This is a genomic window from Massilia agilis (assembly GCF_024756255.1).
Taxonomy (GTDB): Bacteria; Pseudomonadota; Gammaproteobacteria; order Burkholderiales; family Burkholderiaceae_D; genus Telluria; species Telluria agilis.
This window is the reverse complement of record NZ_JANUHB010000002.1, coordinates 546,595-558,921: the sequence shown is the minus strand read 5'-3', so window position 1 is coordinate 558,921 and position 12,327 is coordinate 546,595. Positions and strand designations below refer to the sequence as shown.

Here is a 12,327-nt window from a genome sequence, read left to right as displayed (position 1 = left end):
GCATGAGCGCACGCGACGCGGCATTCCTGCAGGAGATGGGCATCGGTCCATTGTGGACGCTGCGCGACGCGCCGGCGGCCGAACCGGGGCCGCAGGCCGTGCAGGAGCAGGTACCAGTTGCCGCGCAGGCGGCGCCCAAGGAAGAAACGGTCGAGCCAGCGGCGCCAGCCGCTGCGCGAGCGGTGCCGGACGGCGCACCGACCGACGAACAGATTGCCGGCATGGACTGGGACGAGCTGCGCGCGGCCGTCGCCAGCTGCAACCGCTGCGGCGTCTGCAAGGAGGGCCGCAAGCCGGTGTTTGGCAGCGGTGCCCGCCAGGCGGCCTGGTTCGTGGCGGCGGGCGCGAGCACGGCCGCGGACGAGCAGGCCGGCGCGCCGCTGTCCGGCGACACCGGCAAGCTGCTCGATAACATGCTGTTCGCGGTGGACCTTGCGCGCGAGCGCGACGTGTACGTGACCAACCTGGTCAAGTGCCGCCCGGTAAGCAGCCGGGGCGGCGACCGCGCGCCGACGCAGGAAGAGGCCAACGCCTGCCGCCCTTACCTGGAGCGCGAGCTTGCCCTGGCAGGCGCCGGCACCGTACTTACGCTTGGCCAGATCGCCGCCAATGGCCTGCTCGGCAAGCCGCTGTCCGAACCGCTCAGCGGCAGCCGCGGCGAGGTGCACGAACTGCGTGGGGTGCCGCTGGTGGCCACGCTGCATCCGGGCGAACTGCTGCGGCGCGGCGCCGATAAGGCGCTGGCCTGGGCCGACTTGTGCAGGGCGAGGGCGGCCCGTGCGCGATCCGGCTGACAGCTACCAGGAACAGTTTCATCGGCGCTGGCGGCACCTGCGGCGCGCGCGGGTACGCGCGCTGGCCTGGCTGCTGGATGCCCCCGACCTGCTGGACGTGAGCGACCCCGGCTGGCACGGCAAGGTCGGCACGCTCGGCCCGGTCACGCCCGAAGTGGCGCAATGGCTTGCCGACCTCGATCACGACCCGTCCGCCCTCGATGCCGCGCTCGGCAACCGCATGTACACGCGGCTCGGGCTGTATGCCGAAAAGCTGATGGCCTTCTACTTCGAACAGCGCGGCATCCTGGTCGCGCATGGCCTGCAGGTGCGCTCTTCACCCAACGACACCGTGGGCGAATTCGATTTCCTGCTCGATGCGGGGCCGGGCGGGGTCGAGCACATCGAATTCGCCACCAAGTTCTACCTGCTCGAAGGGCAGGCCGCGCGCCGGTTCGACGAGCTGGTGGGGCCGAACCTGGCCGACACCCTGGGCAAGAAGATGCGCAAGATCGTGGACCAGCAGCTCGAGCTGGGAAGGCACCCGGCGGCGCAGGCGCTCGTGCCGCGGCCGGTGGTCAAGGCGCACGCGCTGGTCAAGGGCTGGCTGTTCTACCCGCTCGGCACCTGGCCGACGATTGCCGGCATCTCGGCGCAGCATTGCCGCGGTTTCTGGTGTGCGCTCGACGAGGTGCAGGGACTGGCCGGGGATGCCTTCCTGATCCTGCCGAAGCTGCAATGGCTGCCGCCGTTCCGGGCGCAGTCGGCCACGTGGATACTGAACCGCGCCGAGCTTTATGCGGAGCTGTCGGCGCAGTTCGAGGGGAACCAGTCGCCGGTGCTGGTGGCGGTGGTGCGTGAGCAGCCGGGCTGCATCGAGGAGGTGGAGCGCGGGTTTATCGTGCCAGACGACTGGCGGGAGCGGGCTGCCGCGCGGCGCATCCCGTAGGGTGGGCACTTGTGCCCACGCGTTACGGTCGATTCGCCGTTACCTGTCACCGCGTGGGCACAAGTGCCCACCCTACGACAATGTGCCGCGCGTCAGTGTTTGTGCTCGCCGATGAGCGCCAGCGAATCGTGTTCGGCCTGGTTGGCCGCATGCCGGCGCATGATCAGGTACATCACGCCCGCCAGCGACAGGCCGAACAGCACGATGATGACATCCAGGTTCAGCTTCAGCGTGATCATGATCGCGTACATCGCAAGCATGGTCAGGATCGACAGGTTCTCGTTAAAGTTTTGCACGGCGATCGAATGGCCGGCACTCATGAGCACATAGCCGCGGTGCTGCAGCAGCGCGTTCATGGGCACCACGAAGAAGCCCGACAACAGCCCGATCAGCGCCAGCAGCGGATAGGCGATCCACACCGAATGCACGAACACCATGCTGGCCACCACCAGCCCCATGAGGATCCCGAGCGGGATCACGGTCAGCGACTTCTTGAGCGGAATCATGCGCGCCGCCAGCCCAGCGCCCACCGCCACGCCAATGGCCACCACGCCGATCAGGGCCGTGGCTTTATCCAGCGGCATGTGCAGCGAGTGCTCTGCCCACTTGAGCACGATGAACTGCAAGGTGGCGCCCGCGCCCCAGAACAGGGTGGTGACGGCCAGGGAAATCTGGCCCAGCTTGTCGCGCCACAGGGTGGCCGAGCAGTTGGCGAAATCGACGATCAGGCGCGCCGGATTGGTTTCCTGGTGCGGGTAGCGGGCCCCGGTGTCCGGAATGCGCAGGTTGAACAGCGCGGCAATGGCGTACACGGCCACGATCACCAGCAGCGAGGCCTCGCTCGGCGTGTCCACCGCCGTGTCGAAGAACGGCATGTCCACGTGGCTCAGCAGCCAGGCGCCGCCGTGCGGGCCGACCAGCGCGCCGCCCATCACGGTGCCCAGGATGATCGACATCACCGTCAATCCCTCGATCCAGCCATTGGCGGCAACGAGCTTTTCGGCAGGCAGCAATTCGGTCAGGATGCCGTACTTGGCGGGCGAGTACACGGCCGCGCCAAAGCCGACCACGGCGTTGGCCACGAGCGGGTGCACGTCGAGGAAAATCATGGCGCAGCCCACCACCTTGATCATGTTGGCGATGAACATGACCCGGCCCTTGGGCAGCGAATCGGCGAAGGCGCCCAGGAAGGCCGCAAACAGCACGTAGAACAACACGAATGAAAGCTTGAGCAGCGGAGTAAGCGAATCCGGGGCCTTCATCGAAGTTAGCAGATCGATCGCGACAAATAGCAGCGCGTTGTCCGCCAGCGACGAGAAAAACTGCGCCGCCATGATGGTATAAAAACCACGGTTCATTCGGAGGTTCTGAAAACTGGACTGGGTTGCTTTATACCATGAAAGACCGCGCCGCCAAAGAAATCGGCCATGCGAAAGTGCTGCGTCCGGTAAAATATCCGTTCCCGTTATCACTTCAAGAAGTTCTTATGCCTCGCCCGCTTTGCGCCACCATCCACCTCGATGCCATGCAACATAACCTGGCCCGCGCCCGAGCGTGTGCGCCGGCGTCGAAGATCTGGGCGGTGGTGAAGGCCAATGCCTATGGCCATGGGTTGGAACGCGGAATGCGCGGCTTTGCCGACGCCGACGGCCTGGCGCTGATCGAGCTGGAAAACGCGGTGCGCCTGCGCCAGCTCGGCTGGACCAAGCCGATCCTGCTTCTGGAAGGCTTTTTCGACGCTTCCGACATTCCGCTGCTCGCCGAGCACAGCCTGAACCCGACGATCCACAACTACGAGCAGATCAAGATGCTCGAGTACACCAAGCTGTACCGTCCGATCGACGTGCACCTGAAGATGAACACCGGGATGAACCGCCTCGGTTTCCGTCCCGAGGCTTACGCGGCGGCGCACGCGCGCCTGGCCGCGATCCCGGGCATCCGCTCGATCACGATGATGACCCACTTTGCCAATGCCGACGAACTGGAGCACCCGCGCCTGCCGATCCGCGAGCAGCTGCGCCGCTTCCGGGTGGGGGCCGAGGGCCTGCCGGGCCAGCGCAGCCTGGCCAATTCGGGCGGGGTGCTGCACCTGGCCGAGCTCGAGGGCGAGCTGCCCAGCGACTGGGTACGCCCCGGCATCATGCTGTACGGCGGCACGCCGGGCGGCAAGAGCGCTTCCGAATACGGCCTGCTGCCGACCATGACGCTCACCTCCGAGATCATCGGCATGCAGCAACTGCAGGCCGGCGAGACGGTCGGCTACGGCAGCCGCTTCGAGTCCACCGGCCCGATGACGGTCGGCGTGGTCGCCTGCGGCTACGCCGACGGCTACCCGCGCCACGCGCCGCACGGCACCCCGGTGGTGGTGGATGGCGTGCGCACCACGCTGGTGGGCCGCGTGTCGATGGACATGATGGCGGTGGACCTGACCCCGGTGGCCAATGCCCGTATCGGCAGCAAGGTCATCCTGTGGGGCGACGGCCTGCCGATCGACGAGGTGGCCCACGCCGCCGGCACCATCGGCTATGAGCTGATGTGCGCGGTGGCGCCGCGCGTGCGCGTGGTCGAAGGCCGCCTGGGTACCCTCTGTGGCTAAGGCGCGTACCAGCTTTGTGTGCAGCGACTGCGGTGCGACCGCCAGCCGCTGGACCGGCCAGTGTGCCGATTGCAAGGCCTGGAACACCATGGTCGAGACCGTGGTGGACGCGCCCGGCGCCAACCGCATGTCGCAGTCGCAGTACAAGGGCCTGGCGCAGGCGGCGCCGGTGCTGTCGCTGGCGGACATCGAGGCGATCGACGTGCCGCGCTTTGGCACCGGCATCGAGGAATTCGACCGGGTGCTGGGCGGCGGACTGGTGGCGGGCGGGGTGGTGCTGATTGGCGGCGACCCCGGCATCGGTAAGTCCACGCTGCTGCTGCAGGCGCTGGCCAACATCGCGCATGTGCGCAAGACCCTGTACGTGAGCGGCGAGGAATCCGGCGCCCAGATCGCGCTGCGCGCGCGCCGGCTGGCGGTGGACGCGCGCGACCTGAAGCTGCAGGCCGAGATCCAGCTTGAAAAGATCCTCGGCACGCTGGCCGAGCTCAAGCCCGAGGTGGCGGTGATCGACTCGATCCAGACCCTGTATTCGGACGCGCTCACCTCCGCGCCCGGCTCGGTGGCCCAGGTGCGCGAATGCGCGGCCCAGCTCACCCGCGTGGCCAAGCAGAGCGGGGTGACGATCATCCTGGTCGGCCACGTGACCAAGGAAGGCGCGCTGGCCGGCCCGCGCGTGCTCGAACACATCGTGGACACGGTGCTGTACTTCGAGGGCGACACCCAGTCGAGTTTCCGCCTGGTGCGGGCGATCAAGAACCGCTTCGGCGCGGTCAACGAGCTGGGCGTGTTTGCGATGAGCGAAAAGGGCCTGAAGGGCGTGTCCAACCCGTCCGCGCTGTTCCTGTCCCAGCACGACAGCCAGGTGCCCGGTTCGTGCGTGATGGTGACGCAGGAAGGCACGCGCCCGCTGCTGGTGGAGATCCAGGCGCTGGTCGATGCCAGCCACTTGCCCAATGCGCGCCGCCTGTCGGTGGGCCTGGAGCAGAACCGGCTGGCCATGCTGCTGGCCGTGCTGCACCGCCACGCCGGCGTGGCCGCGTTCGACCAGGACGTGTTCATCAACGCCGTGGGCGGGGTCAAGATCACCGAGCCGGCCGCCGACCTTGCGGTGCTGCTTGCGATCCATTCTTCGATGCGCAACAAGCCGCTGCCGCGCGGGCTGGTGGTGTTCGGCGAAGTGGGCCTGGCCGGCGAGATCCGGCCCGCGCCGCGCGGCCAGGAGCGCCTGCGCGAGGCGGCCAAGCTCGGTTTCTCGATGGCGCTGATCCCGAAGTCGAACGCGCCCAAGCAGCCGATCGAGGGCATGCGCATCGTGCCGGTCGAGCGGATCGACGAAGCGTTCAGCAAACTGCGTGAACTCGATTAAGGCAGCGGCGGTCCCGGTTTTCGTATAATTTCCTCTGATAATTAGCGCCCCGTTGCAAGCCGTGTTACCAGAACAAAGGAAGTCCCAGCGCAAAGTCCTCAAGAGCCGCGCCATGGTCGCGCTCGATGGCAACCAGACCGTCGAGGGCCGTACCCTCGACATTGGCACCGATGGCATGAGCGTTGGCTTTTCCGACCCGGTCCAGGCCGGGCAGGGCGCTTATGTCCGCTTCGACGTGATGCTCGATGGCAAACCCAACCACGTCACCGCCCGGGCCAAGGCCGTGTACTGCATCTTCAGCCAGGGCCAGTTCAAGGTCGGCTTCCAGTTTGTGAACCTGGACGCGGCCAGTTCGACGGTCATTACCCGCTTCCTGCGCTGACCCACGAGTAAACAGCAAGCGGCGAGCGCCCTGTCGATGGCCTCGCCGCTTTTTCATCGCTTGTCACCCGCGGTTGCGGGTTGTTTCACTACTCGTGATAGTGATCATGCAGGCCCTCGTGCCGTTCACGGACATCCTGGTAGAGTTCGTAAAAGACCATCGCGACCATGCCGCCCAACATTGCTACGCCAATCACGTCGAACATAAGCTGAAAACGCCTTTGAGCATTCCCTCCATCTGGTTGATCCGCTTCCAGCGTAGGCAAATGCCGAGGACATTGGCAAGGTGAGCAGGAGGCGCTATTTCAGTGTCATGTCCGGCGTCATTACTGCTTTCAGGCACAAAGTGTAGTCGTCGTGCGGGTCGCGCTGCTCGAACCACCACACGGCGCCGCGGGGAAAGTCGATGTCGTGCGCGCGCCCGAACAGCAGCTTTGATGCGAGCCGGCCCAGGGTGGGCTGGTGCCCCACCACCAGCACCGCCCCTTGGGCATGGGGCCAGTGCGCCGCGTGCAGCACCGCATGCGGGTCCGCGCCCGGCCCGACTTGCTCCACCACGTCGTAGTCGCGCTCCAGCTTGTCAGCCGTCTGCTGGGTCCGTGTTGCAGGACTGACAAGTATGCGGCAATGCTCGGGCAGGCGCACGTTGAGCCAGTCGGCCAGGTGTGCCGCCTGCTTGTGGCCGAGCGGGGTGAGCTCGCGCAGGCGGTCGGGTTCGCCGTCTTCGGCGTCGGCGTGGCGCCACAGGATCAGTTCCATTGCTTCCTCCGTGCGTGGGTTCGAGCGGCCAGGCCGCGAATCGTTCAAGACTGCCCCAATTGTGCGGCAAATAATCCGGGATCAGGACAAGATGTCGCCGGCTCGCCCTGCTGGACGGGCGCATCTTGTTCATGTCATTAACTTGTCATATTTGGCCGGTACACTGCACAGCAATCAGAACCGTGCCACCAACCCAAGAGGACTTGTCATGCGCATGAAGCACCTGTTCGTTTCGATTGCCGTTGCCGCTTCGACCGCATTCGGCGCAACCGCCCAGGCCGCCGACATCACCGGCGCCGGCGCCACTTTCCCGTTCCCGATCTATGCCAAGTGGGCAGAACTGTACAAAAAGGCCACCGGAACCGGCCTGAACTACCAATCCGTCGGCTCGGGTGCCGGCATCAAGCAGATCAAGGCGAAAACCGTCGATTTCGGCGCCTCCGACATGCCGCTGGCGGCTGACGAGCTGAATAAGGAAGGCCTGTTCCAGTTCCCGGCCATCATGGGCGGTGTGGTCGCCATCGTCAACCTGCCCGGCATTACCCCGGGCCAGCTCAAGCTGACCGGCCCGGTGCTGGCCGACATCTACCTGGGCAAGCTTACCAAATGGAACGCGCCGGCCATCGCCGCGCTGAACCCGGGTGTCAAGCTGCCGGACGAGGACATCACCGTGGTGCACCGCGCCGACGGTTCGGGTACCTCGTTCCTGTTCACCGACTACCTGTCCAAGTCGAGCCCCGAGTTCAAGGGCAAGATCGGCGCCGGCACCGCGGTCAAGTGGGCGACCGGCGTGGGCGGCAAGGGCAACGAGGGCGTGGCCGCCAACGTGCAGCGCATCAAGGGCTCGATCGGCTACGTCGAGTGGGCCTACGCCAAGAAGAACAAGATGTCGCACACCCAGCTGAAGAACCACGACGGCCAGTTCGTGCAGCCGGACGACGACACCTTCAAGGCTGCCGCCGCCAACGCCGACTGGGCCAAGGCCCCCGGCATGGCCGTGGTGCTGACCGACCAGCCGGGCAAGGCGGCATGGCCGATCACCGGCGCCTCGTACATCCTGATGCACAAGGTCCAGGCCGACCCGGCGCGCGGCAAGGAAGTGCTCAAGTTCTTCGACTGGGCGTACAAGAACGGCGGCCAGGCCGCCACCGAGCTGGATTACGTGCCGATGCCGGCCAACGTGACCAAGCTGGTGGGCGATGCATGGAAAGCCAACCTGAAAGACGCTTCGGGCAAGGCCATCTGGTAAGTCAACAAGAACAAGGCAGGCGGCGCCCGCTCCGGGCGCTTTAATGCCGGCAATCGAGTCAAGAGGATAATGAGCGCGCCATCCACCGTCGCCATCGCCAGGCGGGCAGAGCCGGACACGGCCGATGCCAGCCAGGCTGCGCTGCGCACCACCATGCGCAACCAGCGCATCCAGGATTTTTTCTTTCACAAAATCACCTGGCTGTTCGCGGCCTCGGTGCTGCTGGTGCTGGTCGGGATCATCGTCTCGCTGGCCATCGGCGCCGCGCCGGCCTTTGAAAAATTCGGCCCCGGCTTCATCACGTCGAGCGACTGGGACCCGACCAACGAGCAGTTCGGCGCGCTGATCGCCATCTGGGGCACGCTGTCCACCTCGATCATCGCGCTGGCGCTGGCCTTCCCGGTCAGCTTTGGCATCGCGCTGTTCCTTACCGAAATCTGCCCGGCCTGGCTGCGCCGGCCGCTGGGTACCGCGGTCGAGCTGCTGGCGGGCGTGCCGTCGATTATCTACGGCATGTGGGGCCTGTTCGTGTTCGCGCCGCTGTTTGCCGACCACGTGGAACCGGTGCTCAAGAGCACGCTGGGCAAGCTGCCCTTCATCGGGCCGCTGTTCCAGGGGCCGATCATGGGCGTGGGCGTCCTGACCGCGGGCGTGATCCTGGCGGTGATGATCATTCCCTTCATCTCGTCGGTGATGCGCGACGTGTTCGAGATCGTGCCGGCCGTGCTCAAGGAATCGGCCTACGGCCTGGGCTGCACCAAGTGGGAAGTGGTGCGCAAGGTCGTGTTGCCGTACACCCGCAACGGCGTGGTGGGCGGCGTGATGCTGGGCCTGGGCCGCGCGCTGGGCGAAACGATGGCCGTGACCTTTGTCATCGGCAACGCCAACGAACTGTCGTGGTCGCTGCTGGGCCCGGGCGCCTCGATTTCTTCGACCCTGGCCAATGAATTCGGCGAGGCCGCGCCGCTGCACATGGCCTCGCTGTTCGCGCTGGCCCTGATCCTGTTCACCATTACCTTTATCGTGCTGTCCGCTGCCAAACTGATGCTGGTCGCCATGTCCCGCAAGGAAGGCGTCAAATGAAGACTGCCGCCATGAATCCCGTGTACCGCCGGCGCCTGCTGGGCCACCGCATCGGCATCGCGCTGTCCGTGCTGGCGATGGCCGTGGGCCTGGGCTTTTTGCTCTGGATCCTCGCCACGCTGCTGGTCAAGGGCTTTGCCGCGCTGTCGCCGGCGCTGTTCACGCAGGACATTCCGCCGCCGGGCAGCGAAGGCGGCGGCCTGCGCAACTCGATCGTTGGCTCGCTGCTGATGGTGGGCCTGTCCACGCTGGTGAGCACCCCGGTGGGCATCCTGGCCGGCATGTACCTGGCCGAGTATGGCGAGCGCAACAAGTTTGCCCAGGTGACGCGCTTCGTGACCGACATCATGCTGTCGGCCCCGTCGATCGTGATCGGCCTGTTCGTGTATGCCCTCTACGTGGCCAACGCCAGGCACTTTGCAGGCTATGCCGGCTCGATCGCGCTGTCGCTGATCGCCATTCCGGTGGTGGTGCGCACCACCGACAACATGCTGCGCCTGGTGCCCAACAGCCTGCTGGAAGCCGCGTTCGCGCTGGGCGCGCCGCGCTGGAAGGTGGCGCTGATGGTGCGCCTGCGGGCGGTGAAGGCGGGGATCATCACCGGCGTGCTGCTGGCGCTGGCCCGCATTGCCGGCGAAACCGCGCCGCTGCTGTTCACCGCGCTGGGCAACCAGTTCTTCAGCACCGACATGAACGCGCCGATGTCGAGCCTGCCGGCCGTGATCTACCAGTTTGCAATGAGCCCGTACGACGACTGGCGCACGCTGGCCTGGGGCGGCTCGCTCCTGATCACCTTCAGCGTACTGCTGCTTAACATTTTGTCGCGCACCGTCTTCAGCCAGAAGGCGCCGCGCTAACACTCGAACGATGAATTCCATGATCCAGCCCATGACCATGCAAGCCCCGACCGAAACGGTGGAGAAGGTCAAGACCATCGAGATCTCCGGCTTGAATTTCTTCTATGGCAAGACGCAGAGCCTGAAGGACATCAACCTCGACATCCACGAGAAGCAGGTGACGGCCTTCATCGGCCCGTCCGGCTGCGGCAAGTCCACGCTGCTGCGCACCCTCAACCGCATGTACGACCTGTACCCGGGCCAGCGCGCCGAGGGCGCCATCGTGTACAAGGGCCGCAACATCCTCGACCCCGGCCTGGACGTGAACATGCTGCGCGCCAAGGTCGGCATGGTGTTCCAGAAGCCGACCCCGTTCCCGATGTCGATTTATGACAACATCGCGTTTGGCGTGCGCCTGTACGAGAACCTGTCCAAGGGCGAGATGGACGAGCGCGTCGAGTGGGCGCTCAAGAAGGGCGCGCTGTGGGACGAGGTCAAGGACAAGCTGAACAAGAGCGGCCTGTCGCTGTCCGGCGGCCAGCAGCAGCGCCTGTGCATCGCGCGCGGCGTGGCGGTCAAGCCCGACGTGCTGCTGCTCGACGAACCGACCTCGGCACTGGACCCGATCTCGACCGCCAAGATCGAGGAACTGATCAGCGAGCTCAAGCAGGATTACACGATCGCGATCGTGACCCACAATATGCAACAGGCAGCGCGTTGTTCGGACTACACTGCTTACATGTACCTGGGCGAACTGGTGGAATTCGGCGAGACCGACCAGCTGTTCATGAACCCCGCGCGCAAAGAGACGCAGGACTACATTACCGGCCGCTTCGGCTGACCAAAACAGGACGGAGAACACACGTATGGTAGGCGAGCTTCATTCATCCAAGCAGTACGACCAGGAGCTGGAGGCGATCCGCTCGAAGGTGCTGCAGATGGGCGGCATGGTCGAGACGCAGTTCGAGGAAGCGCTCAACTGCTTCAAGGTGGGCGATCCGGCCCGGGCCGACAAGGTGATGGCCGACGACAACGCCGTCAACCAGCTCGAAGTGCAGCTGGACGACGCCTGCAGCCACCTGATCGTGCGCCGCCAGCCGGCCGCGAACGACTTGCGCACGGTGATGGCGACCATCAAGGTCATCACCGACCTGGAGCGCATCGGCGACGAGGCGACCAAGATCGCGCGCACCTCCAAGAGCCTGCACGCGCGCGGCACGATCGGCTTTGCCCACTACGACATGATGCGCACCATCGCGCGCGCCACCTGCGACCTGCTGCACGACGCGCTCGATGCGTTTGCCCGTTTGGACGGCAAGCAGGCGCTCGAGCTGATCGCGGCGGACGAGGTCATCGACCACGAGTTCCGCTCGGTGCTGCGCAACCTGATCACCTTCATGATGGAAGACCCGCGCACGATCTCGCCGGCGCTGGACACGCTGTGGGTGGCCAAGGCGATCGAGCGCATCGGCGACCACGCCAAGAACATCGCCGAGTATGTCATCTACGTGGTCGAGGGCCGCGACATCCGCCACACCATCAAACCGCCGAGCGAGAACGAAGTCTGATGGCCGAGCCGACCCGTGTACTGATTGTCGAAGACGAACCGGCGATCGTCGAGCTGGTGAGCTATTCGCTGCGCGAAGCCGGCTGGGAGGTGGCATCGGTGGGCGATACCGCTTCGGCGTGGACCGCGATCGGGCAGCGCCGCCCGGACCTGCTGCTGCTGGACTGGATGCTGCCGGACCAGAGCGGCCTGCGCTTCCTGGGCCGCATCCGTGCCGACCGCGACTTCAAGGATATCCCGGTCATCATGCTCACCGCAAAGAGCATGGAAGAGGACAAGATCGCGGGGCTGGAGACCGGCGCCGACGATTACGTCACCAAGCCGTTCTCGCCGCGCGAGCTGCTGGCGCGCGCCCGCGCGCTGCTGCGCCGCAAGAGCCCGCACGTGGCCGATGCGCCGCTGTCGGCCGGCTTGGTGCTGCTGGAGCCGGGCAGCTGCACCGTGACCGTAGAGGGCAAGCCGATCGAGATTGGCAATGCCGAATACAAGCTGCTCAAGTTCCTGCTGGCGCACCGCGAGCGCGTGTTCTCGCGCGGCCAGCTGCTCGACAAGGTGTGGGGCGACCACGCCGTGATCGAGGAGCGCACGGTGGACGTGCACGTGGGGCGCCTGCGCAAGGCGCTCGGGCCGGCCGATGGGCTGATCAAGACAATCCGCAGTGTCGGGTATATGCTGTCGGAAAAACAAACGTAAGCCAATACACTTGGTACCGTCGTCCCCGCGGAGGCGGGGACCCATAGGCCGCGTGATTGTACGCTCAGCATG

General features: G+C 65.7%; 13 protein-coding genes. 11 read left to right on the top strand and 2 right to left on the bottom strand.

Going from position 1 to position 12,327, the window contains the following annotated elements:
* Positions 1-2: 2 nt before the first annotated feature.
* Together NX774_RS09450 and NX774_RS09445 are read left to right on the top strand one after the other, a co-directional pair.
* Complete coding sequence (locus NX774_RS09450; protein ID WP_258821921.1) at positions 3-794, top strand: uracil-DNA glycosylase; 792 nt, start codon at positions 3-5, stop codon at positions 792-794.
* A complete protein-coding gene (locus tag NX774_RS09445; RefSeq protein WP_258821920.1) occupies positions 778-1,722 on the top strand; it encodes a DUF1853 family protein in 945 nt (314 codons plus the stop codon). The genes NX774_RS09450 and NX774_RS09445 overlap by 17 nt, the downstream gene beginning before the upstream one ends.
* 92 nt (positions 1,723-1,814) lie before the next feature.
* Here the strand turns inward: NX774_RS09445 and lplT are convergent, their stop codons facing one another.
* Positions 1,815-3,080 carry a lysophospholipid transporter LplT gene (gene lplT, locus NX774_RS09440; protein WP_258821919.1) on the bottom strand — a complete coding sequence of 422 codons (1,266 nt, stop codon included), beginning with the start codon at positions 3,078-3,080 and terminating at the stop codon, positions 1,815-1,817.
* 128 nt (positions 3,081-3,208) lie between these two features.
* Here lplT and alr point away from each other — a divergent pair, with 128 nt between their 5' ends.
* The 3 genes from alr to NX774_RS09425 all read left to right on the top strand — a co-directional run bounded on the left by alr (position 3,209) and on the right by NX774_RS09425 (position 6,069).
* Positions 3,209-4,318 (top strand): alanine racemase, encoded by a 1,110-nt coding sequence (alr, locus tag NX774_RS09435; protein WP_258821918.1) that lies wholly within the window; start codon positions 3,209-3,211, stop codon positions 4,316-4,318.
* The gene (radA, locus tag NX774_RS09430) at positions 4,311-5,687 is read left to right on the top strand and encodes a DNA repair protein RadA (protein WP_258821917.1); all 1,377 of its coding nucleotides are present in this window, start codon (positions 4,311-4,313) and stop codon (positions 5,685-5,687) included. The genes alr and radA overlap by 8 nt, the downstream gene beginning before the upstream one ends.
* Positions 5,688-5,748: 61 nt before the next feature.
* Complete coding sequence (locus NX774_RS09425) at positions 5,749-6,069, top strand: PilZ domain-containing protein (RefSeq protein WP_258821916.1); 321 nt, start codon at positions 5,749-5,751, stop codon at positions 6,067-6,069.
* Positions 6,070-6,368: 299 nt separating this feature from the next.
* Here NX774_RS09425 and NX774_RS09420 read toward each other — a convergent pair whose 3' ends face one another.
* Positions 6,369-6,827 (bottom strand): SixA phosphatase family protein, encoded by a 459-nt coding sequence (locus NX774_RS09420; RefSeq protein WP_258821915.1) that lies wholly within the window; start codon positions 6,825-6,827, stop codon positions 6,369-6,371.
* 208 nt (positions 6,828-7,035) lie between these two features.
* On the opposite strand from NX774_RS09420, the gene pstS reads away from it, so the two are divergent.
* From pstS to NX774_RS09390, 6 genes are all read left to right on the top strand, one after another.
* Positions 7,036-8,076, top strand: a complete 1,041-nt coding sequence (pstS, locus tag NX774_RS09415) for a phosphate ABC transporter substrate-binding protein PstS (RefSeq protein WP_258821914.1) — start codon at positions 7,036-7,038, stop codon at positions 8,074-8,076.
* Between the two features lie 69 nt (positions 8,077-8,145).
* Entirely contained in the window at positions 8,146-9,159 is a 1,014-nt protein-coding gene (gene pstC, locus NX774_RS09410) for a phosphate ABC transporter permease subunit PstC (protein ID WP_258821913.1), read from the top strand.
* Positions 9,156-10,016 carry a phosphate ABC transporter permease PstA gene (pstA, locus tag NX774_RS09405; RefSeq protein WP_258821912.1) on the top strand — a complete coding sequence of 287 codons (861 nt, stop codon included), beginning with the start codon at positions 9,156-9,158 and terminating at the stop codon, positions 10,014-10,016. The genes pstC and pstA overlap by 4 nt, the downstream gene beginning before the upstream one ends.
* A gap of 37 nt (positions 10,017-10,053) precedes the next feature.
* Positions 10,054-10,836 (top strand): phosphate ABC transporter ATP-binding protein PstB, encoded by a 783-nt coding sequence (gene pstB, locus NX774_RS09400; protein WP_258822733.1) that lies wholly within the window; start codon positions 10,054-10,056, stop codon positions 10,834-10,836.
* Positions 10,837-10,861: 25 nt separating this feature from the next.
* Entirely contained in the window at positions 10,862-11,563 is a 702-nt protein-coding gene (gene phoU / locus NX774_RS09395; RefSeq protein ID WP_258821911.1) for a phosphate signaling complex protein PhoU, read from the top strand.
* Positions 11,563-12,255, top strand: coding sequence for a response regulator (locus NX774_RS09390; RefSeq protein ID WP_258821910.1), 693 nt, complete (start codon positions 11,563-11,565; stop codon positions 12,253-12,255). Before phoU ends, NX774_RS09390 begins: the two co-directional genes overlap by 1 nt.
* The last annotated feature ends 72 nt before the right edge of the window (positions 12,256-12,327 follow it).